The organism is Paenibacillus sp. A14 (assembly GCF_036864815.1).
Lineage (GTDB): Bacteria > Bacillota > Bacilli > Paenibacillales > Paenibacillaceae > Fontibacillus > Fontibacillus sanfengchensis.
In genome coordinates this window covers 1-21,342 of sequence record NZ_JBAGJD010000016.1, presented here as the reverse complement: position 1 = coordinate 21,342, position 21,342 = coordinate 1, and the positions used below count along the sequence as shown (strand labels likewise).

The window sequence follows — 21,342 nt, the reverse complement described above, 5'->3', positions numbered from 1 at the left end:
GGTTACCTCCTCATTGGCCCTGAGAATAGGACAGGCTTTTTTTCATTCGGTAGCTGGAAAGCCATGCGAAAAAGGCGGAAAGGATCAGGAGGGGCAGTAATCCCTCAAATGCGTACCCCGATCCGGACTCGAGAAAAGTTCGCCTCATATGCTCAACGGCCTGGGAAACCGGGATCATGTCCGCCAGACGCCACAGCACTTCAACCGGCCCGCCATAGGCGAATCCGCGCAAGGAGGATTCATTGCCGCAGACCAGGTAAAGAAAGATGCCGGTGACGGCGGAGAAGGTAATCAGCGGCATCGATTTCCGCAGCCAGACGCCGAGCGCGGCTCCCAGCGAACCCCCGAACAGAAACAGAATAAAGATCCAGAACCAGAGAACCGGGTCCATCCGGTGGAGCGGGAAGTCCAGCGTTGCCCCCATGATGCCCAGGACCAGCAGCACGCTCGCCATCGTCTGGACAAAGGCGGTGGTCCATTTGCCGATAATCAAGGGAAGGAAGCCGACGGAAGTGAGAATGACTTCTTTGCTCGTACGCTCCTCCCATTCTCTTGATATCAAAAGACCGGTGTTAACCATGGAGGCGTAGATCGCCGTAAACATGAGAAGGCCAAGAGAAACATAAAGCTTCATGGATACATCGCGGGGAAAACGGCTGTACGCTTCGTCAACGTGGATCAGGTTGAGCGGAGCGTTCTCCTGTTGAAAAAGATAGGCGGCATGGTCCAGGCGAAGCTGAAAGTTCTTGGTGGCATCGGAGTTCAGGTTATGAACATGCAATTCCACTTGCGGCCTTGAGCGGCCTTGGGCTCCAGCGCTCAGTTCGGCGTCGAAGTCGGCGGGGATGACGATCATGGCCGCAGCCTCGCCCCGCACATACCGGTCTTTGGCCTCGCGCGGATCGGTCGTATTAACCGTAAAATAAGGGCCGTCTACGGAACTCATTTCCGTCAAAATGGAGATCAGCTTCTGGCTGTAAGGCCCTTGGGATTCCCGCGCTATGACGACCGGGTTGGTGGCGGATACTTGCGTAATGAGCGAGTACAGCAAAACGAATACGACGGGGACGATAATGCCGAGCAACAGCAGAGAGGGGTTCCTCCAGGTGATGGTCATGTCTTTGCGGACCATGGCGCGCATGGCGCGAATTCCTTGCAGCATCGCAGTTTCCTCCTTATTAGTTCCTCAAATTGCGCCCCGTGTAATGCAGAAAAACATCATTCAGCGTGGGCTCCTTCAACCGGAAAGTCACGATTCCGTTCTGCACGGCGGGAAATGCCTGCAAAAGCTCAAGAGCAACGGCTTTATTCGGCACCCGGGCGACCGCATTGTTATCCGCAACCGAGAAAACGGCCGGCAGCCGCCGTTCGGATGCGGCTTTCGCCATTTGTGCCGCCTGCTCCGGCGTCGCAAAGCACAGCTCCAATTCGAGGTTCATCATGCCCGTTTTCAACTGCTCCGGTGAACCGGCCGCCGAGATGACGCCTTTGTCAATGATGACAATGCGATCCGCCAGTTCGTCCGCTTCCTCCATGTAATTTGTTGTCAAGAAAATGGTTCTGCCTTCTTCGGAGGCAAGGGCTTTGATTTGGTTCCAGATTGAGTTTCTGGACTGGACGTCGACGCCCAAGGTAGGCTCGTCAAGCAGGATCAGGTCGGGAGAAGTCAGCAGCGCTCGGGCCAGCGCGAGCCTTCTTTGCATGCCGCCGGAAAAGGTGCCGACTCTGTCTTTTTGACGGTCGCTTAAACCGACCAGATCCAGCATTTTCGCGATGCTCGGCTGCCAATCGGCTTTGGGCAGACCGTAATACTGCGCGTGAAAAAGCAGATTCTCCCTGGCGGTAAGATCGTTGTATAGCGCGGTTTCTTGAGGGACGACGGCCAGCCGGCTTCGGACCTGCCGGGCATCCTTTTGCGGATTCAGACCGAACACGCGAACATCGCCGCCGGTCGGTCCGCCTAACCCGTTAATAAGATTGATGCAGGTCGTTTTGCCGGAACCGTTCGGGCCCAGCAGACAGAAAATCTCCCCCTTCTTTACATCGATGGAAAGCTCGCGCAAAGCATAGAAACGCTCCTGTTTCTTGCGGGGATAGGAAACCTCCACCCGGTTCATTTCGATGACATTCATCTCATACACCTCTTTTTGTTTATTAAGTGATCACTAAGTGAAATGACCAAAAAAACAGAATTTCAGAGGATGGCTTTTAAAAATTGTTTAACCGTCGCGGTGATATACAGGACATGCTCTTGTTTATCTTTGGCATTCCGCCCGAAGAGCAGAAAGTACATCACGAAGGATGTGTGCACATTCCGGACGGCTAGGTGCAATTCCGAGGAATGGGGGACCCCCTTTTCGGTCAAAAGACGGACGAGCGGCTCCATGCCCGCTTCAACCAGTTGAACCAAACGCTGGTGAATGGCCGGATTGCGCTGAGCCTCACCAAAAAACATGACGATCAGCTCGGATTTGGCATGCAGCATATCCAGTAATTTCGTGAAATAAGCAAGAAGAAGCTCTTCCAGCGAGTTCTCCGCAGAGAAGTCCTTGATGGCCTTTTCCAAATCGTTGTTCAGGGTATGCTTTTCAATGACCGCCCATAGCAGTTCTTCTTTGGATGAAAAATAATGATAGATCAATCCGTCCGTAACGCCGGCTTCTTTAGCGATATCTTTCGTTGTACTCGCTCCGAAACCCTTGGCCGAGAAAACGCGGAGGGCGGAATCGATCAAACGGTTCTTCGTTTCGGCGGCTTTTTGCTGCTTCAAGTTTAGGGTCATGTATATTCGCTCCTTCATTTCACTTAGTGATTACTTAATAAAATAAAACCTGCAGAAAAATTTGTCAACCGTATAGTCACGTTTGTCCGTTCGGGATTACCCCTAAAGTTACTAGAACCGACGCTTATTTGGCTTGCCACTTGGGATTCGGGGGAAAACATCAAGATTTCGCCGGTCGATCCGGTCAAGCCCCATCGCAACAAGGAGAACCGGACATTTAGCTGGAAAACCTCCCGCTAATTTAACCCACATAGCCGGAAGCTCACAATTAACGGGAAAACCTCCAGCTAATCTCTGGGGAAGTGGCAGATTCGCTCCTTGTGGGCGGAAATAGCTGGAGAAATTCCAGCTAAATTGCCCCCTGAGGACGTTATGAGCCAAATTAACGGGAGAAATTCCCGTTAGTGGGTGGACTTTCGAAAGCGCAGTCAGTCGTACGTTCCTCCTTTAGGAGTATGCAGGGGGGGCGGTTAGTTAGTTGGAGTAATTTATAGGGAATCGTTCCACTCCATGGCGAAGAGCGCCCTGGGTCCGCGACGGTTATTTTGCTCCTCCAACGGCAACGCCCCAGGCTTCCGCAACGGAAACGGGCGATTTCCGGCTCGTCTCTCCGCCGCCTTCCGCGGTCCAGAGGGGAGGGTAATAAGCGAAAACCTGCCCTTCCCCGAGGCGTTCCATATCAGCTTGCCAGCCCTCCCAGCGGAAGGTCTGATAGAACAAATCCAAGTCGCCCTCCGCGAGCCAAGCCAGAAAACCGGAATATTGCAGGTCGGTCGATTCCCACTCCAGCGTATCCGGCGCGAAATAATAGATCAGCCCGCTTCGTCCGAATTTACCCGTATCCAGCGCAAAAAAGCCTCCGGCCGCATCATAAGCGACCACCAGCAAGCCGTCCTCAGTCGTGACTACCGATTCTCCCGGTCCAAGCCCATTCCAGGAGCTCAGACTGCCGGAAATACCCGGACCGCCCGCTCCAAGCAGCGTAATCCAGCCCTCGTTCCACCGAATGCCTCCCGTCTCGTAAGCTATCGTGCCTAAATAGGACTTTGTACTCACTTGCAAACGATACAACGTGTCATTCGCCGCTTGCCGCGCGGCGGGAACGATCGTATATGTATTGGTGCCCTGGCGCAGCAGCTCAAGGATTTCCTCTCATGCGTGGTTTTCCCGGTCCACCAATTCCTCCGCCGATAATAATGACATGGCCTTCCCTGCCTTTCTGAATACTTTGTACCTACCGCTTCCTAGCTTTTCCAGTGTATCATGAAGAGATAGGCGTATGGAATGAAACTGGGGGAAAGGGGGGAGGTAAATTGTGGAGAAGTTGAAGGCTGCTTTGCAGCGTTTCTTGGAGCAGCAGGATCTTTACAATGAGGCGTTTGGGTTGTTCGAAGAGCATGAGATCCGTCTCCGCCCCGAGCCGGTTCGCTATGAAATCGACGAGCGGATTCCGGTTTCTCCGGAGCTTGAATATTTGTACAGCCACTACGAAATGATTGACTCGAATGCGGAGGGGACGCGGAAGCTGAAGAATGCGGCCGTTGAGATCGGGGATGCCGCCGTGTTGTTTTTTGCCGCGCCGGAGCATCTGCATCGCCAGCAGTTGGGCTATCGCTGGATCGGTCAGGGCGAGCCCTACCGCGAATCCGAAACCTGGCCGCGTCAGCACGTGGTCATCGCCAATTTCAACGACGACCCGCTGATTGTCGATACATCTGTACCGGGTTCGCCGGTATATGCGGGGGTGGCCGGGGGGCGACCGGAATGCGTCGCATCCTCGCTGGGAGATTTGTTCTCGGCGCTGGCGATTCTGATCGAGGAGGCACGCGCTTTTGGCGGAGAAGTCATGGATGAAGAAACCTATGAAACCAAACCGGCTTATTTGGAGCAAGTAGAACCGTCACTGCGGGCATTGCTGGGAATGGAGCGCGCGGAACACCTCTGCGAGTTCTTATCGTTTAAGTAGTAGATAGAAACGTCGAATCACGATACATAAGGAGATTTGTTACGATGAGTTGGTTGAATCAAGAAATCGCGGAACGGTGGCGGACGGAAGGGAAACGCTACGCTTCCGACATCAACGAATATGTCCGGGTCGGCATGGAAACCGGCTGGCCGGAGGAGTTGAAGCCGCCGGAGGAGGATCAGCGGCGCAGCATCGCGGGGGAGATCCTCGACATGATTCGCGGCGCCAATCGGGCCGGGGAGACGAAGCGGCTGCGGGAGGAAATTCCGCCGGCATCCTGGCCGATTACCTCCGAATTTCAGGAGCGGCTTCAGCCGGTAAAACCGCTGGCTTTTTTGCGGGACGGCGGCTTGCTGGTGCATGTCGGCAGCCAGCGGGAACGGGGCACGCTTTATGTCGCCCGGGAGGAAGGGCTTCGTGAAGTGTCCGGCGCGTGTTTCGCCGGAGGCTCCAGGGACGGCGCTTCTTATGTCGCTCTGGTCGATAAGGAAGGCATTCGCGTTGTTCACGGCATGACTGCCGAAACGGAAGGGGAGCAGGTAGCCGTCTACCCTTGGAAAGAGGTGCAGCGCAAGCTGAAGGCGGCGATCCCGGGCCTGGAGTCGCTGGCCGATGAAGAGCATCCCGAGAACGTGATGGATGAGGTGATTCCTTTTGACGCGGGGCGGAAGCTGCTGCTCGTTTGCGGGTACGGCGTTTACCTGCTGGACAGCGAGGGGGCAGCCGAACTGCTCTATCCCGAACTCGCGGACCTCATTAAATACAAAGCGGAAGATACCATTGCGGATATGGTTCACGGGGACGTCTCGCCCGATAACCGGTGGCTGGCTTACGGCACGCAGGGAAGCTCGCATATGTTAAAGGATTTGCAGAGCGGGAAGGTTTTCGCCTTCGAACCGGCGTCCAGCTACCCGCACTTTGCCCGGTTTTCAAAGGATAGCCGTGAGGTGTGGTACAATGCTTGCCACTTTTATAACGGGGCGACGATGAAGGTGCCGTTTGCGGAGTATGGACTGGAGAGGCTAGGCGACGGGGAGACGGAGTGGCCTTTGACTAATGAGGAGATGCGGGTCTATGCGGGCGTGTCTTTGAAGCAAGGCTTTATCCTCGGGGATGCCTACGGATACCTTAAACTGATCGATGGCGAAGGCCGGGAGATTTGGCGGCATTTCGTAGGCAGTACGATCTTTGGAATGACGGCAACCGCCGACGACAAGATGCTGGCCGTTGGCACGTATGGGGGCATGCTTCATCTGCTGAACCTGGACAGCGGGAGGAAGAGCGAATACAGCATCGGCACGGCCGACATTTTGGAAACGGACCGCTGGATGCTGTGGCGGGATCAGGAGCCGCTGCGCTGGTAATCCGGCACAATAAAATAGTAAATGATGGCTTTCTATTTTAGAAACAGCACGTAAATTTTGCGGAAAGCAAGCTGCATACCCTTGTTGAATCGGCGATTTAATGTGTTTAATCCATTAGAGCGCCGATTTTTTTGTTTAATCGCAAATACCTTCTGCACGGATAAACGGGTTGGTATACTTGAGACATGAAGCCTTGGAAAGGAGGTGATGAAGATGAGTACGATTCATATGCTGGCCGGCATTCCGGGCAGCGGCAAAAGCCACTACGCGAAAGAATGCTGCAAACGGGAAAGAGCCGTGCTGGTGGCGACGGATGCGATCCGGGAAAGGCTTTTCGGGAGCGAATCCCGGCAAAAAAACACCTACCGCATCTTTGACGAAGCCTTTGCCGAGATCGAACAGGCGCTGGCGTCCGGAAGAAACGTCGTCTTTGACGCCACGAATGTGGCGAGGGATCGGCGGATGCAATTTGTAAAGCGGTTCAAGGAGGTTCCGGTGGAATGCCATATTTTTACCGCGCCTTACGAACTGGCCCGGGACCGGGTGCGGCAGCGAAAACGCAAAATCGAGGACCAGGTGCTGGAGAAGTATGTTAAAAACTTTGAGTTCCCCGTACTTGCCGAAGGTTTCGACAAGCTGCATCTCGTTCGAACGCCGATGGAAACCGGGCTGGACCGGACGGGGCTGGAACAACTGCTTGCGCGAAAACCGGGGCATGACGAGCTGTTTGCCTATTTGCGCAGTTCTCCCTATTTTAACGTAATGCTGGGTTATGACCAGGAGAATCCCTATCATTCCAAAACGTTGTCCGAGCATACTCAGGCCGTGATGGAATATGTCGATGCTTTTTACGAAGGGGAATACCTGCTGGAAATGCAGCTGGCCGCCTTGTTTCATGACGCGGGCAAGCCGTTCTGCAAGGTCTGGAAGCCGAACCGGGGATATTACTCGTATTTTGGACACGAGCATGTATCCGCGGCGATAGCCTGCCATGTTTTGAAAGAACTCGGATACGCGGACGACCTGGTTTTGCATGTGGTGAACATAGTAAGCTTCCATATGGAAATTCTGCATGGCGGAGACGCCGGAGCGTCAAAGATCTACCATTTGCTCGGCGACCGGATGCTGGCGGAGCTGTATTTCTTCGCCGAAGCGGACACGTTCGGCAAATAGAGGAGGTGATGAGATGAAAGTGAAATATCCGAAAACGATGCACCTGCCGTGGTCCAGAAGCTATACCGACGATGACAAGATTTTGCGGAATACGGAGCATTTTGCGGGGCGGGAGGTCGTTATTACTGAAAAAATGGACGGAGAAAACACGACAATGTATCGCGATTTTATCCACGCCAGATCGCTGGACAGCAAAGACCACCCTTCACGTCATTATGTGAAGACACTCCACGGCGGTATCAAATATTTGATCCCGGAAGGATACCGGCTGTGTGGGGAAAACGTGTTTGCGAAGCACTCGCTGTCCTATACGAATCTGCCCGGATACTATATGCTCTTCTCGGTATGGGATAACCGCAACATTTGCCTGTCTTGGGATGAGACGGTAGTCTGGGCGGAAAAGCTGGGAATTCCGACGGTTCCGGTGCTGTATCGCGGGATCTGGAGCGAGGAAGCCGCCAAGGCATGCTACACGAAGCAGTCCCAATGCGGCGGGGAACAGGAGGGGTACGTGGTCCGGCTGGCCTCCGAATTTCCTTACGAGGAATTCAAGCGCTCGGTCGCCAAGTTTGTCCGGAAGAATCATGTGCAAACCGACGAGCATTGGCTCAGTAAACCCGTTGAAGCGAATGGATTGGCTTCGTCTTAAACCGGGCGGGTCCGGTTTCCGGCGAGCGAGACTAGTTACCTTTTATTGAATTTAGATGAGGAGGGATTATCATGTAAGGCTCCATTTAAACAACCAACATACATAAGAAATGATGAATTTATACTTACTTATTCATAAAAACAAACACGGAGGTGGTTGCCGTGAACACAGGGATTGCGATTTACGATACGGAGGGGATTACCGCGCGGGAGGCTATGGACATCGGCGTGTCTTTTTTCGAGACGATCGGCGTCAGCGTAAACTCCGCCACTTATTATAGGCTTTTAAGCAACGGGGACCATGAAGGGGATCATGATTTGTTCGAGGTTTCTCCGGACCGGCTGAAAGAGATGGTGCTGCGCGGCGATTGCGAGGCGTACTGGCTTTACCATGAGCGACAAGGATCGGTCCCCTGGCATGCGGCCTTTAGCCGGCAAACCGGGGAGTTCGGCGGCTTTCCCCATCTGACGGCGTTTTGCGAATTTCCCCTTGAAGAAGTTTACGCTCCGCTGAAAACATGGCTCGAAAATTTGGCGAAGCGATTCCCCCGCTTTTCTTACGGGATCATTTACAGCGCCGAAAAGATGACCGACGCTTATTTATACGCGGCGGGAAATGGAGGGGCGGCCGTGTATCCGTATGAGAACCGCTTTGCGTTCAACAAGGAAACGCCCGGTTTATACGGAGGAAAGGGGCGGTATTTCGGGGAGATGCTCCGGATGGTGTACCCTGGCAACCTGGTAAACCGCCGGCATCTGCAGATCGATATCGGCGGGGTCAAGCTGGGGGAATGGATCGTTAGCCGCCGTGAGCACGGAAAGCTGACGGAGCTCGGGAACGATTTTTGGCTTTGGGAGTTGGACGTGGAGCAACTCGACGCGGTCAACCAGGCATGCGGGGAAGTCGGAATATCGGTGGCCTGGAAGCCCGTCGTACCGAAGAAGCCGAGACGCAAACTGCCGTGAACAGGAGGGGCTGGCAACCAAACGGTTTGCTTCAAATTAAAGGGAATTTCTCCCGTTAATTGGGTGCCTATACAGCTGCAGAGGCGATTTAGCTGGAAATCCTCCCGCTAATCCGCCTGAATTTGTGCAGATCGGCTATTGAGCCGCGAAATAGATGGAGCTTTTCCAGTTAAATCCGATTCAAGGGCCAAGAGCGGTAAATTAACGGGAGGTTTTCCCGTTAGTCAATATTGTCTGACGGGTACTAGTGTCCCATCTGACAACCTTGATTAGAATTCCTGCAGATTTGCATGTTTTTGAGTTGAAAGTGCGCTCGGCACCTTGACCGCCGTGGGCCCAATACGATTTGGATGTATGTGGGCGCGAGACTGCGTACTAATCGAGTATGGGGAACTAGGATCGTTTCATGCACATTAGAGACTCTTGACACCTCGGGCTGAACCTGAACTTAACAAAATTTAGCAAAACAAAATCATCATTTGGAGGAATGAAAAATTATGAGCGAAGAAGTAGTGACAACCGGATGGGATGCGATTGAAGAACAAATGACCAGGCTGTACGGGGCGCAGGAGCCCAAGCATTACGGCACGGCGATTCCCTATATGCTTGGGGGAAAGGATCCGCTGGACGGCCTCAGCGCTTACAAGGCGGATAAGCCGTCCCCGCACTGGCATATCGTGACGTTCGGATTTTCCGAGCTTTACGAGAAAGAATCGGAAGACCCCGATTACAGCGGCTATGGATTTGAGCTTACTTTTCGGGTGGCGCGCAAGGAAGACGAGGAAGAGCCTCCAATGTGGGCGCTGAATCTGTTGCAAAATATGGGACGGTATGTGTTTAACAGTGGGAATATTTTCGCGGCCGGCGATTATTTGGACGCCAATGGCCCGATCTGCCTGGGGGCCGATACACTGCTGACCGCCCTGGCCTTTATGGAAGATTCCGAACTGCCTGCCGTACATACCCCGAATGGACGGGTTGAATTTCTGCAGATGGTCGGGATTACGGAGGATGAGCTGGAGGCCATGAAGACGTGGAGCACGTTGAGCGTGTTGGAGGCCAGCCGGGCGGCGCTCCCGGGATATATCACCGACTTGTCGCGCGATTCCCTGCTGCAAATTCCCGCTGTAAACGAAGCGGTTCAGCAAGGGATCGAGCGGGACGGTTCAAGCACCGGCTTTTTGTTCGTGGATCAATTGGCCTGGGCGCCCGGCAAGAATCGTCTGCTCAGCAAGACGCCGGCCGTGCTCATTTTGGGAGCCAAGCAGGCTCCGACGGTAGGCAAACTATTGCGCGGCCGGCTTCTGAAAGGCAAGGACTTGACCCTGGCCAGTCATGATTTGCGGGTGGTCCTGAAGCCGGGAGAAGAAACCGGCTACGAGGCGGGCGAAGATGAAGTGCGGTTGACGCTGGATGCGGCGGCCGCGGACGAACTGTCGCGTACCCTGCAGCCAAGGGAAGAGACGTTGCGGATTTCAGCTTATAAAGGATTGGTCATTCAAATTGAGAAAACCCATATCAAAGATCAGGATGGCAATGTGGTATCCACGATCGGATAAGCGGGAGAAGAAGGGGCGGGAGTAACGTCATGAAAACGCGCAGCGGAGGGAGAGCGCAGTTGAAGGTGGTCTGTCTGGCGGAGGAACCGATAGAGCAGCTGCCCTATACCGCCGCCGCACCCGGAAGCCAAGGGGTGTCCAACGAATATTTGCCGGTTTACCTGGGGGAGATGCTCGGACTTCCGGACGAGGTGGATGCGCTGATCGTGGCTTCGGATCTCCAAGGAATGGCAGGGCACGGGCCGCTAGAGGGACGTTCCTCCCGACTGATTGGCGAGGAGTTGCCGGAACTGCTGGCCTTGCTGCTGGAGAACTGTCTCCCCCGGTTCAGCCCCGAACGGGTCGTCGCGCTCCTGTGCGGTGACCTGTACGGCGATCCGGGCCAAAGAGGCTCCAGCGGCGACCCGCTTCCGGTCTGGGAGGCGTTCCATCGGCAGTTTGGCACCGTGCTTGGCGTAGCGGGCAATCACGATTTGTTTACGGCGGAGGGGAGCGCCAAGCTCGAGGCTGCCCCGGGCGTGGATTTCTATGCCGAGCCGAAGACGGCTCCGCACCGTGGGCTTGTCGTTGGCGGTTTGGGCGGCGTGACCGGAAGGGCGGGCAAGCCGAACCGGAGGCCCGAAGCGGACTACTTGAACGCGCTGAGAAATCTGCTTCGCCGCGGTCCGGATGTGCTGCTGTTGCATCAGGGGCCGGACGTGCCGGCACTGGGGCTGCCCGGTCATCCGGGAATCCGGCGGGAGCTTGAAGCCGCGCCGTCTCTGCTGGTCTGCTGCGGACATGTCCATTGGGAGCGGCCCTTGGCGGAGCTCGGCAACGGTACGCAGGTCATCAATGCCGACGGGCGGGTATTGGTCTTTACGGCGGCGGAATAAAGTTTGGCCGGATTTATGGCGGAGAGGGGACAGTTATGTACAAGATCAAGGATAAAGGGAAGTTCGAAACTTTGCCGGAAATGGCGTTATTCATCTACAAAGGGGATGTGGCGGCGGTAGAGACGATGCTGGCGGATGGATGGAATATAGAAGAGAAGATGAAGTTGGGGACCCATATCAAGTTATCCTCCCTGGATCTGGCCCTGATTATGGATCGGCTCGAGATTGTGAAGTTGCTGGTGCGGCACGGTGCGGAGTTGAACGAACCGGGAAATCCGGCCTTTCTGCTGGCGGTCCGGTACGGCCGGGAGGAGACTGTCCGCTTCGTCCGGGAGCAGGGGGCCCGAATCGACTTGGTGAACCATGTCGGCTCGGGGGCTTATCAGGAAGCCTACTACGGAAAGTCCGGCCATATTCCGCTGATCCGCGAGCTGGGGCTCGACCTACGGGAGCACGGGGGCAAAACGCTGCGCACTGCCGTTTCCGACCATAAGTTGAACATCGTCGAATATTTGCTGGACCACGGGGTCGATATCAATTACAACGAACCGGACATGGTGTACCCTTACCGGGCGACCCCGTTGACCGTTGCGGCCAGAAACGGAGACATGGCCATGGTCCGCTATCTGGTCGAGCGCGGGGCGGATGTTACTCTGGCCGAAAAGGACGGGGAGCGGCCGTATACGATCGCGGTAGCGGCGAAAAACCGCGAAATGGCGGAGTATCTCAAAGCGCTGGAACCGCCGGAGTTTCATGAGCGGAGCAACAAGCTGCATGCGCTCAAAAGCTATCATCTTCCGGCGGAGCTGGTGGCCTTTTTGAGCGGGGATGAGCTTCGCCTTACTTTGCCGGATAACGAATACGATGTGAATTATATCGATTTCTTCAGCCTGACCGACACGATCGAAATGAAGCTCGGCCGTAAAAAGCTGCTGCGTCTGTCCGCCGAGATGGACAATTACAGCGATATCCTTCTCGTCTGGCATCCCGGCTCCAAAATGATCGGTTACTATGACGTGGAGCATCAGGAATACGCGCCGCTGGCGAAATATGCGGAATTTATGGCGAACCCCGGAGTTTATGTGGGGCAAATCTTTGAGTGAACGGGAGGCGTAAGGCGATGGATGCCAAGGCCAAAAAAATATTGCTGAACACCTACTGGAGCTCCGGCCGCTGGAGAGCGGGCGGTCCGCTCTGTACGGATGAAGATTTCGAGTATGCGAAGAGCAAAGGCGTTATGTTCGACCCGGTGACGATCTCGCATGACGAGTGCATTCGCCGGCTCCGGGAGCTGCACGAGAAGTCGATTACAAAGGATAAAGTGGTACGCGCCTTCCTGCACAGTCTTTCCACGCGCAAGGTTTACTTACGAAGTGCCCTTTCCAGCTATGCGTTAACGTACGACTTGCCTTTACATACCTACACGGAACAGCCGGCCGAACAGCCGAGTTACTCCGCTTGCAGCGCTTGCAACGACAGAAGGCTGATGGCGAACGAACAATATATCAATCAGGACTGGAACGTCCTAAATTTTGAACGCGTGAAATGGGGAGGCGTCCGTTTAAACTGGCTGATCTATTGCCTAATGGATTTAGAGTTGCTTGCCGGACAGGAAGAGGAATTGGCGGTCAGCGCGGAGGACGTGACGATTCTTAAGCGCATGTTTGAATCGGTGGAAGCCTGCGGCGATAAAGAAGCGGCCCGGCAATTGGAGAAACGCTGGAAGGATGTTTTTCCGTCCAATGGCGACGAACGGGATTCTGTGATGGAAATCTGGGGATACGCCGGGCTGCTGCAGTCCGGAGACGACTACCGGAAGGAACGGGGCCGCGGCACCGACTTTAACTCGATGGCCACTTGGAGAGGGGAAGACGGTTATTCCAGAGAAAAGGCGGAGTTCTATTTCGGGGCGTATCTGTAAGGATGGCTGAGAACGGCCGTGTGTTTTAGGAAGGGAGAGGTCGTAAAGTGAAAAAAATGCGGGGAATATCGCTGCTGAATCTGGTGTTCTTTATACCCGGAATTCTGTTAAGTGTGTCCGTATGGAACAGCTACAACCGCTATATCGGGAATGTCGATGATTACCTGCCGACTCCGAAAGGGGTTTATGTGCTGGATGAGGGTAAAAAAGCGGTGGGGGTTTTTGAAAAGGACCTCGGCGAAGAGCAGTTTACGGCGCGGCTGTTTGATACCGCCACCGGAAATGTGCTGAAGGAGTTCGTCCTGGACTCCGACTTTAGCGGGGAACTGGGACCGGCGGTATATCAGCAAGGCGGTGTGATCATACCGACGTATAACAGCAGCAACGGGCTGCGGATCAACTTTATCCGCCCGTCCGGGGAGGTTGAAGAACTGGCAAGATCAACGGTGCACATCCCCGGGGGAATGGGCTCGGGGACTTATTCGTGGCGCGGCCGGCTGATTGTGTCGGGGGAAACGATAGGGCAGGCGCTCTATCTGGCCCAGGTGAAGGACGGGAAGCTGCAAATGGCGAATTTCAATAACCCCGACCTACTTCCGGCGAGACCTGTCAGTGTGAACGAAGTTCACCGCAGCTTTGAGAACGATCAGGCGGTCCCGATCTTTTCGGTGAGCCTGAAAGACGACCGAACCGCGTTTGTCAGCGGAATTTTGGACAATAACGGGCTGCCGCTCGTACTCCTGCAGAACAAGGAGGAGAACACCTTCGACGCGGAGGACCGGGCCGGGGCGAGTTTCGCCAAGCACTTCGGCTTCAACAACGCGAAGCTGGTCCGGGAGAATGGCGATTATCCCGGGAAGGCCGTGTTTTATAATGCGGCCAAGAGTGAATGGGGAGCCGCCGTACCGACGCCCAAACCGGTTTATCAGGCCAAGGTTTTTCTGCTGAACGATCAGGAGGTGCTGATTGCCGGATCGACGGCGGAAGATGAGCTGAACGGGACTGTGCTGGGCTATGTGTTCAATGAGAAAACCGGGAAATACAGCGATGCCACCGATTTGCTCGGAAAGCTCTCTTATGAGGATTTGAAAGGGGAGGATATCGAGTTCCACAAAGAACCGGACAGCGATACGCTTTACTATGTAAACGGCGAGCATGCGGCGGCGGGATTTGTCAATGTCAAAAGCCGGGAGGCCAAGGTGTTCGGGGGCGATCTGGTCAGAAGCTGGGTGGTCGCCGAAAACGAAACGCGCGTATCGTTTTCAAGCTTTTGGAATTACGTAAGGCAAGGCGGCCCACTCGTGATCAACTGGGCGGTTTGGCTGTTTATTCCGTTGGCCACCATCTTCAGCGGAGCTCTGCTTCCTCGCCTATTGAGTGGAACGAGATCCAAAAAAATCGCCGAAGGTGTAGCGCTGCCGGGCAAGATCGTCGATATGCGGGAAACGGGCCTTTATGTGAACGAGCGGCCGCAGGTCGGGTTTACCGTCCGGTTCGAGGACGAGGGGCAGGTTAAGGAGATCGAAATCAAGCAGGTCATCTCGTACCTGAACGATATTAAGGTCGGAGATCCTGTCATGATCAGCTATAACCGGAAAAAGAACAAGGCCGTGTTTATCACGGAAGAAGATCTCAAGGACATGGGGCAGCAGCCGGGAACGGAGCCGGAAATTATCCGCAACGCGGTTCTGCGGCGGATCGAACCTTACGGCAGGGTGAACCGGGGACAGGCGCTGCAGCTCCACTTTACGGCTGACGGGCGCGATTACGTCGTGCCGGTGGTGCAGCCGCCGGGGTTCGAATACCGCGTCGGCGAACGGGCTTCCCTGGCGCTGATCCAGGGGACGGTGCGGCTTTACAGTTACGGAAACGGAGGCAGTTTTGAAAAGTCGGAGCAGTTTACCCTGGAGGGCGAAGTGCTCCGCGTGGAGGAGTATCCGATTACGATCGGGGGACGGAAGCTCATGCTGTTCGAAGTTCTGCTCACGGAAGGTTCGGTGCCTCTTCGCAAGATAAACAGCCTTTATGTGCCGCGGGAACTTCCGGTGAAAGCCGGCATAACGGTTCCTGTCGCGATGCGAAAAGACGACTACTTGAAGGAAGTCCGGCTGCATCGCGGCGGCAAGCAGGGAGCGGCGAAGGTGACCTCGGTCCAGTACGACGGCACGCTGGGGGAACGGCCGCTGGCCACGATCACGCTGGAAAGAGGCGGCATGACCTACCGGATGACCCAAACGATCGAACCGATGTACGGGGTGGAGGTCGGCGACGAACTCTGGATCGCTTATGACGAGGCTTCGCGGGAAGCGATCATCGTCAACTATTCCTCGACATAATTTGGAGGCCGGCGTATGACATCCGGCAGCTTGGCTTTGGTTTGCGGGGCGCCGCCGCCGTCCCCAAGCAGGGAAGGGAGCGCACTTTCGGCGGTCGGCTTCCCTACTTGCTCTACTTGCTCCTCAACAGCTGAACGAGCTTCTTATAGTAAGCCGCCGCGTCCTTATACTTGCGGAGCTCCTCGGAGACGACGGCCAGCGTCTCGTACAGCGGCTCCAGCCGATTGGCCTGCCGGACCGATTCGTAATAGGGCAGGCAGGCCAAAGCCTGCTCCATGAATGGCTCGTACCGGCCTTGGGCCAGCGACAGCCGGCTTCGGTAAAACAGCAGCGACATTTGCTGGTCGTCGTTATGGGCGGTCCGCGCAAGCATGGCGATTTCGCTCTCCAGCAAGGCCCACTGCTTCCGGCTTACGGCAAGTTCGCAGCGGTATACATGGATGAGCGGCCGGAACTGAACCCGAACCTCCTCGGGTTCCCGGAGAGTTATCTCTTCGTAACGGGCGATCTCCTGTTCGGCCTTGTCGTATTCGCCCAGCAGGATCAGCATAATGATCCGATTGTTGATCAGCGCCGGAAACAACTCGCCTTGGTTGGCGGCGTAAACCAGGTTGGCCTCGGCCATCGTCAGGGCAAGGAGCGCCTCCTGAACCAGTCCGACCGAGAAATTATAGCCGCTGTAGGCGATATAGAGTTCGGACAGACGATGAAACCAGCGTTGCTCATAAACGTGTTTCATCGTATGCTCAAAGGTCCGCTTCGCCTGGTCGAATTGCTTTAAATAGATGTAGGATTCCAGCATAAAATTTTGCGCCGTAATCCATATTTCCGTTCCGGGATCAAGCATGTCCGCCAGATATCGGGACTGGTTCAACGCCTCGTCATAACGCCCTTGGGACCGGAACAGCTGGATACGGTAATAGTAGAGGGCTTTTTTCGCAGGCACCGGCAGTTGGGGCATGCTGTTGCCTTCGAGTCGGCCATATTTTTCGAGGAAAAAATCCAGGTAGTTCCGGTGTAAATAATCGTAGGCTATCGTGTTATTCCACTGCTGGTAGTAGACGGCTTTCATCAATGCGGTCGTCAGCTCGACGGTCAGGGTGTCGTCCTTGTCGGGGAGCTCGCCAACCTGCTGTTCATCGAGGGTGGCCGCCGACTGTGACAACAGGTCGAAGGCCGCTTCCGCCCGCGATAGCGTTTCCTCCGATACGGACGAGGCTTCCAGCAGGTAAGCGGGGGTGACGCCGAGCCGGCCCGCGATTTGCACCGCCAAATCCTCGGGCAGCGGGTAGCGCTCAGCCAGAATGTTGGCGAAATGGGCCTGCGTAACCAGGCCGTTCACCAACTCCTTGCGGGCGATCTCTCTTTTTTTGCACAAATAGTCGATCCGTTCCTTTAACATCAGGCTTCGTGCATCCTTTCCGTTAAATGTCATCCCAAAGTATACCATAGTTTTTTTTGTTAAAAGGAGGGACCTCTTGTGAAAAATCAGTTGGATCGGATTCGCAGCAAACTCTTGCTGGCTGCTCAAGCGGACCCGGATTATCGAGTGTTCGGCGCCAAGTCGCATCGGTATAGGATTAATGAACGGCTGAGTCCCGTTGAGCTGCAGCGTTTCGAGCAAACGCACGGCATCGTGCTGCCCGAGGAATATGCCGCTTTTCTGACGGAGATCGGGAACGGCGGGGCAGGCCCTTACTACGGGATTCACCCGCTGGGGACCAAGCAGTCCATAGAGATGGACCGCATGGGGGAACCTGCGGCCCTGCGGCCCCAAATGAGCCAGGCTGTCATGGACGGGGAGCCGAACGATCCCGATCCCGACACCATGACCGACGAGGAATATGACGACTGGGTCGCGAAGCGGGTTCAGGGATTGCTGAATATCGGCGAACAGGGGTGCAGCTATGAAACGATGCTGGTCATAACGGGCGAATACCGGGGGAAAGTGGTTTATCTGGATATGGACAGCCACCGGTCCTTTTTTACATATGAAGAGCATTTTCTGGATTGGTACGAGCGTTGGCTCGATGAGACGATCGCCGGTTACGACGACTCTTGGTTCGGTATGGGCCGGGGCGGAGACGATCGCGCGCTGCTGAACCTGTATGCTGCGGCGACGGAAGAAGCGGTCAAGCTGGAGGCGTTGGAAGGGATGCTCAAGCTGCCGGAAATCGCCGATGAAACGGTCTTTTTTCTGGAGGGGCTATGCCGGGAAAGCTCGGGGGAAGCAGCCCGCCGGGCGCTGCAGGTGCTGGCCAAAACCAGGTTCGACCGGGCGGAACCGCTGATCCGGCACAAGCTGAACGGGACGGAAGCCGAAGGCCGCCTGCTTGCTCTGCAGTATATCAAGTGGTACATGCCCCCGGGAGAGCAGCGATTCACAGAGGAGATTGTCCGTTTGCTGCCGCGGGAAACGAATGCGGAGGCATTTCGCTTTATGACGTACATTTTGAACGATGCCGGCGTGGACATGGTGGCCTGGATGCTGCCTTTTTTCCGTCATCCGGACAAGGAGTTTCGCATACAGGCCGTTTATCAGGCGGGGAAATCCGCAAGAAAGGCCGAGTACCTGTCCGATTTCATGACAGCGCTCGAAGATCCGGAGGTCCGTGTGCAGCACATCGCCGTGCAGGCGTTGTCGGACGTGCCCGACCCCGTATTGCTCGAATCGTATGAACGGCTGCTCTGGCAGCATAAGACGGACCAAGATTATATCCGTTCGAATGTACGCCGCCGTCTGGAGGAGTTTGGGTTTGCTGCCATGGAGGAGATGGAACGGAAAGTGCCCGCTGCTTTGACGCAAGTACGAGGAATGCTCAGAACGATATTGGACCCTGATCGGAGAGGGAGAGAGCGCTAAATTATGGAGGTGGAATCATCATGACCGAACGTATCCCTTGCAAAACGGAAGGATGCAAAGCAACCATTTTGCCGACCACGGCCGCCAAAACAGGCGGCTACTGCATGCCCTGCCATCAGTGGCAGGAACAGCAGAAATATCAAGCTTACCTCGAGCAGAACCGCAAAACGGTGAACTTGTATGAGGGTCTGACGGATCCGGTGGAAATCCTCAAGATTATGCATGCTCCAAGGCGGCATGACCCGCTGATCCAATATGTGCGTTATCCGCTGAAGAAGGAACGGGTCTATGTTTCCCTAACGGCCGATCAGGCCGGACGGATGCTGGATTATGCGGTGGAGCTGTTGAGCGGGAGCGGGGACGGGGATAAGGATATCGCGGAAAATATCCTGTTGGCGCTGGTATGTTACCGGAACGAAAATATCGCCGGGGTGCTGCCCGAGCTCATGGAACGCGGTATCTATTATCCTTCTATTTTGTATAAGGATGCGCCCGCGGAGATCAGGGACCGCCTGCTTGAGCAGGTGGAGCAAGACGACGAGAACCGCAATCATATCCTGCTGATCTTAAGCTGGATCGGCGATTCCGAGGTGGTCGGCCGATTCCGGGAATGGCGGGTCCACCCGCCGCAGTGGGCTGAGCGGCTGTATGTCGCGCCTGAAGTTTATGCGCTCGAAGCGGGCTGGGAGCTCACTTCGGACGGGAAGCGCCGTGATTTGATTCATCCGCCGAATTATGCGATTGCCCTTTCGGATGAGCCCGAGCCGAAGCGGGGGCAGGCTGATGCTGACGGGCCGCCGGTGGCAAGCTTCCTGGTCCTGGAAAGCAGTTCCTCCGTCTGTCCGTGGTGCAAAGGGAAATTGAACGCACTGATCGATGTGGATGCTTCTCATCCGTCCGTGGCCTATCTCGGTCTGTCGACGGAACGTCTGCGGGTTGAAACCTGCGAGCGCTGCGGCTGTTTCGGCATCATCTACATGGAGCTTGATTCCCGGGGCGTCCCCGTCTGGAGCCGCTTTAACCGGGAGCCGGACTACCTGCCGGTCTTCGATCCGGAGGACAGTGAACCCTTCGATGCGGCGGGAAACGCAGGCGAGCCTACTCTGTCTGAGACGCCGCGATCCCCGTTTTACGCCGCGGAGTGGGGCATGTCCCAACAAGGCTCGCAAATCGGGGGGCATCCGGGCTGGGTCCAGGATGCGGAATACCCGCAGTGTCCCTGCTGCGACCAGCGAATGCGGTTTGTCGGCCAAGTGGACTGGGATGATTTCGACATGGGGGAAGGTGTTTTTTACATGTTCGTGTGTCCCGAGGACAGGCTGACCGCGGGCGTGTATCAGCAAAGCTGAGCAGCGTAAGGGGACGGTAGCAGCTAATAGGAAAGGTATAAAGAAGGAGGCTAGTCTATGTATATTGATTTTTCGGTCATGGCCTCGATTTCCGATTTGGTATTGTATCCGGACGAGCAGCGCGACGAGTATATCCCTCATCCGAATTTTCGGGCGGTGATGGATGCGCTCAGCATCCGCGTTCCCGTGGAAGCCATTTATGAGCGTTATTTTGATAATCCGGTGAACACTGGGGATGTGCTGGTATTCGGCAGGAAAGAACAGCCCGGTATTTGTATCGTTTTGGACACTTACCGTGATCCGCTGGACCAGTTGGATATGATTCGTTTTGGATGGCGGACCAAGGAAAATATAGAGAACGTTCAAAGGTTGTCACGGCTGTTATATGACGAGTGCGAGTACGCGGTATGCTACTCGGAGGGACAGTCGGTGCTGCTCGATGTGCTGCGTGAAGACAAGTATCCTCGTAAATTCCATTATATTACATTGTTTGAGCAGAGAATAAAAAGATACTTGCTATGAGTGCAAGGCCAGCATTAACAGCTGCTCCAATCCAGCGCGCCACATCAGAGGACCTTGATAACATAGAATTCCTGCATATGTGCATGTTTTTTTTCTGTTTGGAACAATGATTTCAAAATTCCTGCAATTCTGCAGGGATTTTCGACGAAATCGGCTCGTTTCTCTAAAATCGCCAGAAATGCCTGCAGATTTGCATCTTTTTTCGAATCCCCTCAGGGACCGGACTGAAATACCTGCAGATTTGCATCTTTTTGGAGTTGGAAGGATCAGAAAATGCGCTAGGCCCCTTGATCCCCGCGGGTTAAATACGATTTTTCTCCTACTACGATGTCTGAAGGGGCAGTAGTACATGGGTAGTTGCTGGACGGCAAAAGCGTTCGATTTAAAGAGGTACGGCGGAGTCAATTCCACGATTGCCCGGGGATAATCAGCTTGTTTTTCTGCCGGGACAAAAAACGGCCTTGTCAAAAGAGGAGGCTGTCCCAAAAGTAAACTTTGGAACACCCTCTCCAACAAAATAGGATGATATTTGTAAAAAAAGAAGGAGCTAAGCGGGCTGTTTTCGCTTAGCTCCTTCTTTTTTGGAGTCTACGGCGGCTTTCTTAAGCAAATTGTGGGCAAGGGAAAGCCAGCCGACCTCCAGACTTACTTTTTGTAAGCCTCGAAGCAGAAACCTTTTAAAGCCTCGGTTGTTCTTCATATCGCCAAACACAGGTTCCGGCTCGATCATGCGCCTTACGGCCAAGGCATAACCTTCTTCACTGCGGAGTTTTTGCCTTGCCTGGCTCTTTAACCGCAAATACTTCATACTAACTTTGATCTCACGATCACCCTGGGCTTGTGTACACTGCGGCTTTAACGGACAACCCTCGCAGCCGGAGCTTCGGTAATGTCGGTATTCGATTTCATACCCACTTTCTGTTTTCTCCTTACTCCCTCTCCGGAAATGGAGCGTTTGCCCAGCCGTGCATGTCCATGTATCTTGTTCGCTGTTATAGGTCCAATTGTCGATTTTACT

At 54.9% G+C, this 21,342-nt stretch carries 19 protein-coding genes; 13 read left to right on the top strand and 6 right to left on the bottom strand.

The genetic code is table 11. The annotated features are described in order from the left end of the window. Nucleotides 1-10: 10 nt before the first annotated feature. The 4 genes from V4U88_RS24530 to V4U88_RS24515 form a co-directional block, all read right to left on the bottom strand. Complete coding sequence (locus V4U88_RS24530; RefSeq protein ID WP_334075828.1) at nt 11-1,162, bottom strand: ABC transporter permease; 1,152 nt, start codon at nt 1,160-1,162, stop codon at nt 11-13. A gap of 16 nt (nt 1,163-1,178) precedes the next feature. After that, nucleotides 1,179-2,132, bottom strand: a complete 954-nt coding sequence (locus tag V4U88_RS24525; protein ID WP_334075827.1) for an ABC transporter ATP-binding protein — start codon at nt 2,130-2,132, stop codon at nt 1,179-1,181. Nucleotides 2,133-2,194: 62 nt separating this feature from the next. After that, nucleotides 2,195-2,782, bottom strand: a complete 588-nt coding sequence (locus V4U88_RS24520; RefSeq protein WP_334075826.1) for a TetR/AcrR family transcriptional regulator — start codon at nt 2,780-2,782, stop codon at nt 2,195-2,197. A 540-nt stretch (nt 2,783-3,322) separates the two neighbouring features. Then, entirely contained in the window at nt 3,323-3,928 is a 606-nt protein-coding gene (locus V4U88_RS24515; RefSeq protein WP_334075872.1) for a DUF2625 family protein, read from the bottom strand. 169 nt (nt 3,929-4,097) lie between these two features. On the opposite strand from V4U88_RS24515, the gene V4U88_RS24510 reads away from it, so the two are divergent. The 10 genes from V4U88_RS24510 (at nt 4,098) to V4U88_RS24465 (ending at nt 15,590) form a co-directional block, all read left to right on the top strand. Continuing rightward, on the top strand, nt 4,098-4,748 hold the full coding sequence (locus V4U88_RS24510; protein WP_334075825.1) for a hypothetical protein: 651 nt from the start codon (nt 4,098-4,100) through the stop codon (nt 4,746-4,748). 44 nt (nt 4,749-4,792) lie between these two features. Then, complete coding sequence (locus tag V4U88_RS24505) at nt 4,793-6,112, top strand: PQQ-binding-like beta-propeller repeat protein (protein ID WP_334075824.1); 1,320 nt, start codon at nt 4,793-4,795, stop codon at nt 6,110-6,112. Nucleotides 6,113-6,325: 213 nt separating this feature from the next. Then, on the top strand, nt 6,326-7,285 hold the full coding sequence (locus V4U88_RS24500) for an AAA family ATPase (protein WP_334075823.1): 960 nt from the start codon (nt 6,326-6,328) through the stop codon (nt 7,283-7,285). Nucleotides 7,286-7,298: 13 nt separating this feature from the next. Beyond that, nucleotides 7,299-7,934, top strand: a complete 636-nt coding sequence (locus V4U88_RS24495) for an RNA ligase family protein (RefSeq protein ID WP_334075822.1) — start codon at nt 7,299-7,301, stop codon at nt 7,932-7,934. Nucleotides 7,935-8,095: 161 nt separating this feature from the next. Then, nucleotides 8,096-8,899 (top strand): hypothetical protein, encoded by an 804-nt coding sequence (locus V4U88_RS24490; protein WP_334075821.1) that lies wholly within the window; start codon nt 8,096-8,098, stop codon nt 8,897-8,899. A 497-nt stretch (nt 8,900-9,396) separates the two neighbouring features. Further along, a complete protein-coding gene (locus V4U88_RS24485) occupies nt 9,397-10,458 on the top strand; it encodes a suppressor of fused domain protein (protein ID WP_334075820.1) in 1,062 nt (353 codons plus the stop codon). Nucleotides 10,459-10,487: 29 nt separating this feature from the next. Then, the gene (locus tag V4U88_RS24480) at nt 10,488-11,333 is read left to right on the top strand and encodes a metallophosphoesterase family protein (RefSeq protein ID WP_334075819.1); all 846 of its coding nucleotides are present in this window, start codon (nt 10,488-10,490) and stop codon (nt 11,331-11,333) included. Nucleotides 11,334-11,368: 35 nt separating this feature from the next. After that, nucleotides 11,369-12,436 (top strand): ankyrin repeat domain-containing protein, encoded by a 1,068-nt coding sequence (locus tag V4U88_RS24475; protein ID WP_334075818.1) that lies wholly within the window; start codon nt 11,369-11,371, stop codon nt 12,434-12,436. Nucleotides 12,437-12,453: 17 nt separating this feature from the next. Then, nucleotides 12,454-13,254: a hypothetical protein gene (locus V4U88_RS24470; protein ID WP_334075817.1), complete on the top strand. Its 801-nt coding sequence runs from the start codon at nt 12,454-12,456 to the stop codon at nt 13,252-13,254. Between the two features lie 47 nt (nt 13,255-13,301). After that, nucleotides 13,302-15,590: a hypothetical protein gene (locus tag V4U88_RS24465; protein ID WP_334075816.1), complete on the top strand. Its 2,289-nt coding sequence runs from the start codon at nt 13,302-13,304 to the stop codon at nt 15,588-15,590. Between the two features lie 112 nt (nt 15,591-15,702). Here the strand turns inward: V4U88_RS24465 and V4U88_RS24460 are convergent, their stop codons facing one another. Continuing rightward, on the bottom strand, nt 15,703-17,025 hold the full coding sequence (locus V4U88_RS24460) for an XRE family transcriptional regulator (RefSeq protein WP_334075815.1): 1,323 nt from the start codon (nt 17,023-17,025) through the stop codon (nt 15,703-15,705). Nucleotides 17,026-17,070: 45 nt separating this feature from the next. Here V4U88_RS24460 and V4U88_RS24455 point away from each other — a divergent pair, with 45 nt between their 5' ends. Genes V4U88_RS24455 through V4U88_RS24445 form a run of 3 tightly spaced genes read left to right on the top strand, consistent with a single transcriptional unit; the run spans nt 17,071 to nt 20,324 of the window. After that, a complete protein-coding gene (locus tag V4U88_RS24455; protein WP_334075814.1) occupies nt 17,071-18,453 on the top strand; it encodes an SMI1/KNR4 family protein in 1,383 nt (460 codons plus the stop codon). A gap of 20 nt (nt 18,454-18,473) precedes the next feature. Further along, the gene (locus tag V4U88_RS24450; protein ID WP_334075813.1) at nt 18,474-19,802 is read left to right on the top strand and encodes a DUF1963 domain-containing protein; all 1,329 of its coding nucleotides are present in this window, start codon (nt 18,474-18,476) and stop codon (nt 19,800-19,802) included. Nucleotides 19,803-19,859: 57 nt separating this feature from the next. Next, nucleotides 19,860-20,324, top strand: coding sequence for a hypothetical protein (locus V4U88_RS24445; RefSeq protein WP_334075812.1), 465 nt, complete (start codon nt 19,860-19,862; stop codon nt 20,322-20,324). A 547-nt stretch (nt 20,325-20,871) separates the two neighbouring features. On the opposite strand, the gene V4U88_RS24440 is transcribed toward V4U88_RS24445, so the two are convergent. Further along, on the bottom strand, nt 20,872-21,342 hold a 471-nt coding region (locus V4U88_RS24440), incomplete at its 5' end, for a transposase (protein ID WP_334075811.1).

Bases quoted from the DNA above. Each gene is read 5' to 3' on its own strand.
- V4U88_RS24530 (WP_334075828.1), bottom strand. From the start codon at position 1,162: ATGCTGCAAGGAATTCGCGCCATGCGCGCCATGGTCCGCAAAGACATG.
- V4U88_RS24525 (WP_334075827.1), bottom strand. From the start codon at position 2,132: ATGAATGTCATCGAAATGAACCGGGTGGAGGTTTCCTATCCCCGCAAG.
- V4U88_RS24520 (WP_334075826.1), bottom strand. From the start codon at position 2,782: ATGACCCTAAACTTGAAGCAGCAAAAAGCCGCCGAAACGAAGAACCGT.
- V4U88_RS24505 (WP_334075824.1), top strand. From the start codon at position 4,793: ATGAGTTGGTTGAATCAAGAAATCGCGGAACGGTGGCGGACGGAAGGG.
- V4U88_RS24500 (WP_334075823.1), top strand. From the start codon at position 6,326: ATGAGTACGATTCATATGCTGGCCGGCATTCCGGGCAGCGGCAAAAGC.
- V4U88_RS24495 (WP_334075822.1), top strand. From the start codon at position 7,299: ATGAAAGTGAAATATCCGAAAACGATGCACCTGCCGTGGTCCAGAAGC.
- V4U88_RS24485 (WP_334075820.1), top strand. From the start codon at position 9,397: ATGAGCGAAGAAGTAGTGACAACCGGATGGGATGCGATTGAAGAACAA.
- V4U88_RS24480 (WP_334075819.1), top strand. From the start codon at position 10,488: ATGAAAACGCGCAGCGGAGGGAGAGCGCAGTTGAAGGTGGTCTGTCTG.
- V4U88_RS24475 (WP_334075818.1), top strand. From the start codon at position 11,369: ATGTACAAGATCAAGGATAAAGGGAAGTTCGAAACTTTGCCGGAAATG.
- V4U88_RS24470 (WP_334075817.1), top strand. From the start codon at position 12,454: ATGGATGCCAAGGCCAAAAAAATATTGCTGAACACCTACTGGAGCTCC.
- V4U88_RS24460 (WP_334075815.1), bottom strand. From the start codon at position 17,025: ATGACATTTAACGGAAAGGATGCACGAAGCCTGATGTTAAAGGAACGG.
- V4U88_RS24450 (WP_334075813.1), top strand. From the start codon at position 18,474: ATGACCGAACGTATCCCTTGCAAAACGGAAGGATGCAAAGCAACCATT.
- V4U88_RS24445 (WP_334075812.1), top strand. From the start codon at position 19,860: ATGTATATTGATTTTTCGGTCATGGCCTCGATTTCCGATTTGGTATTG.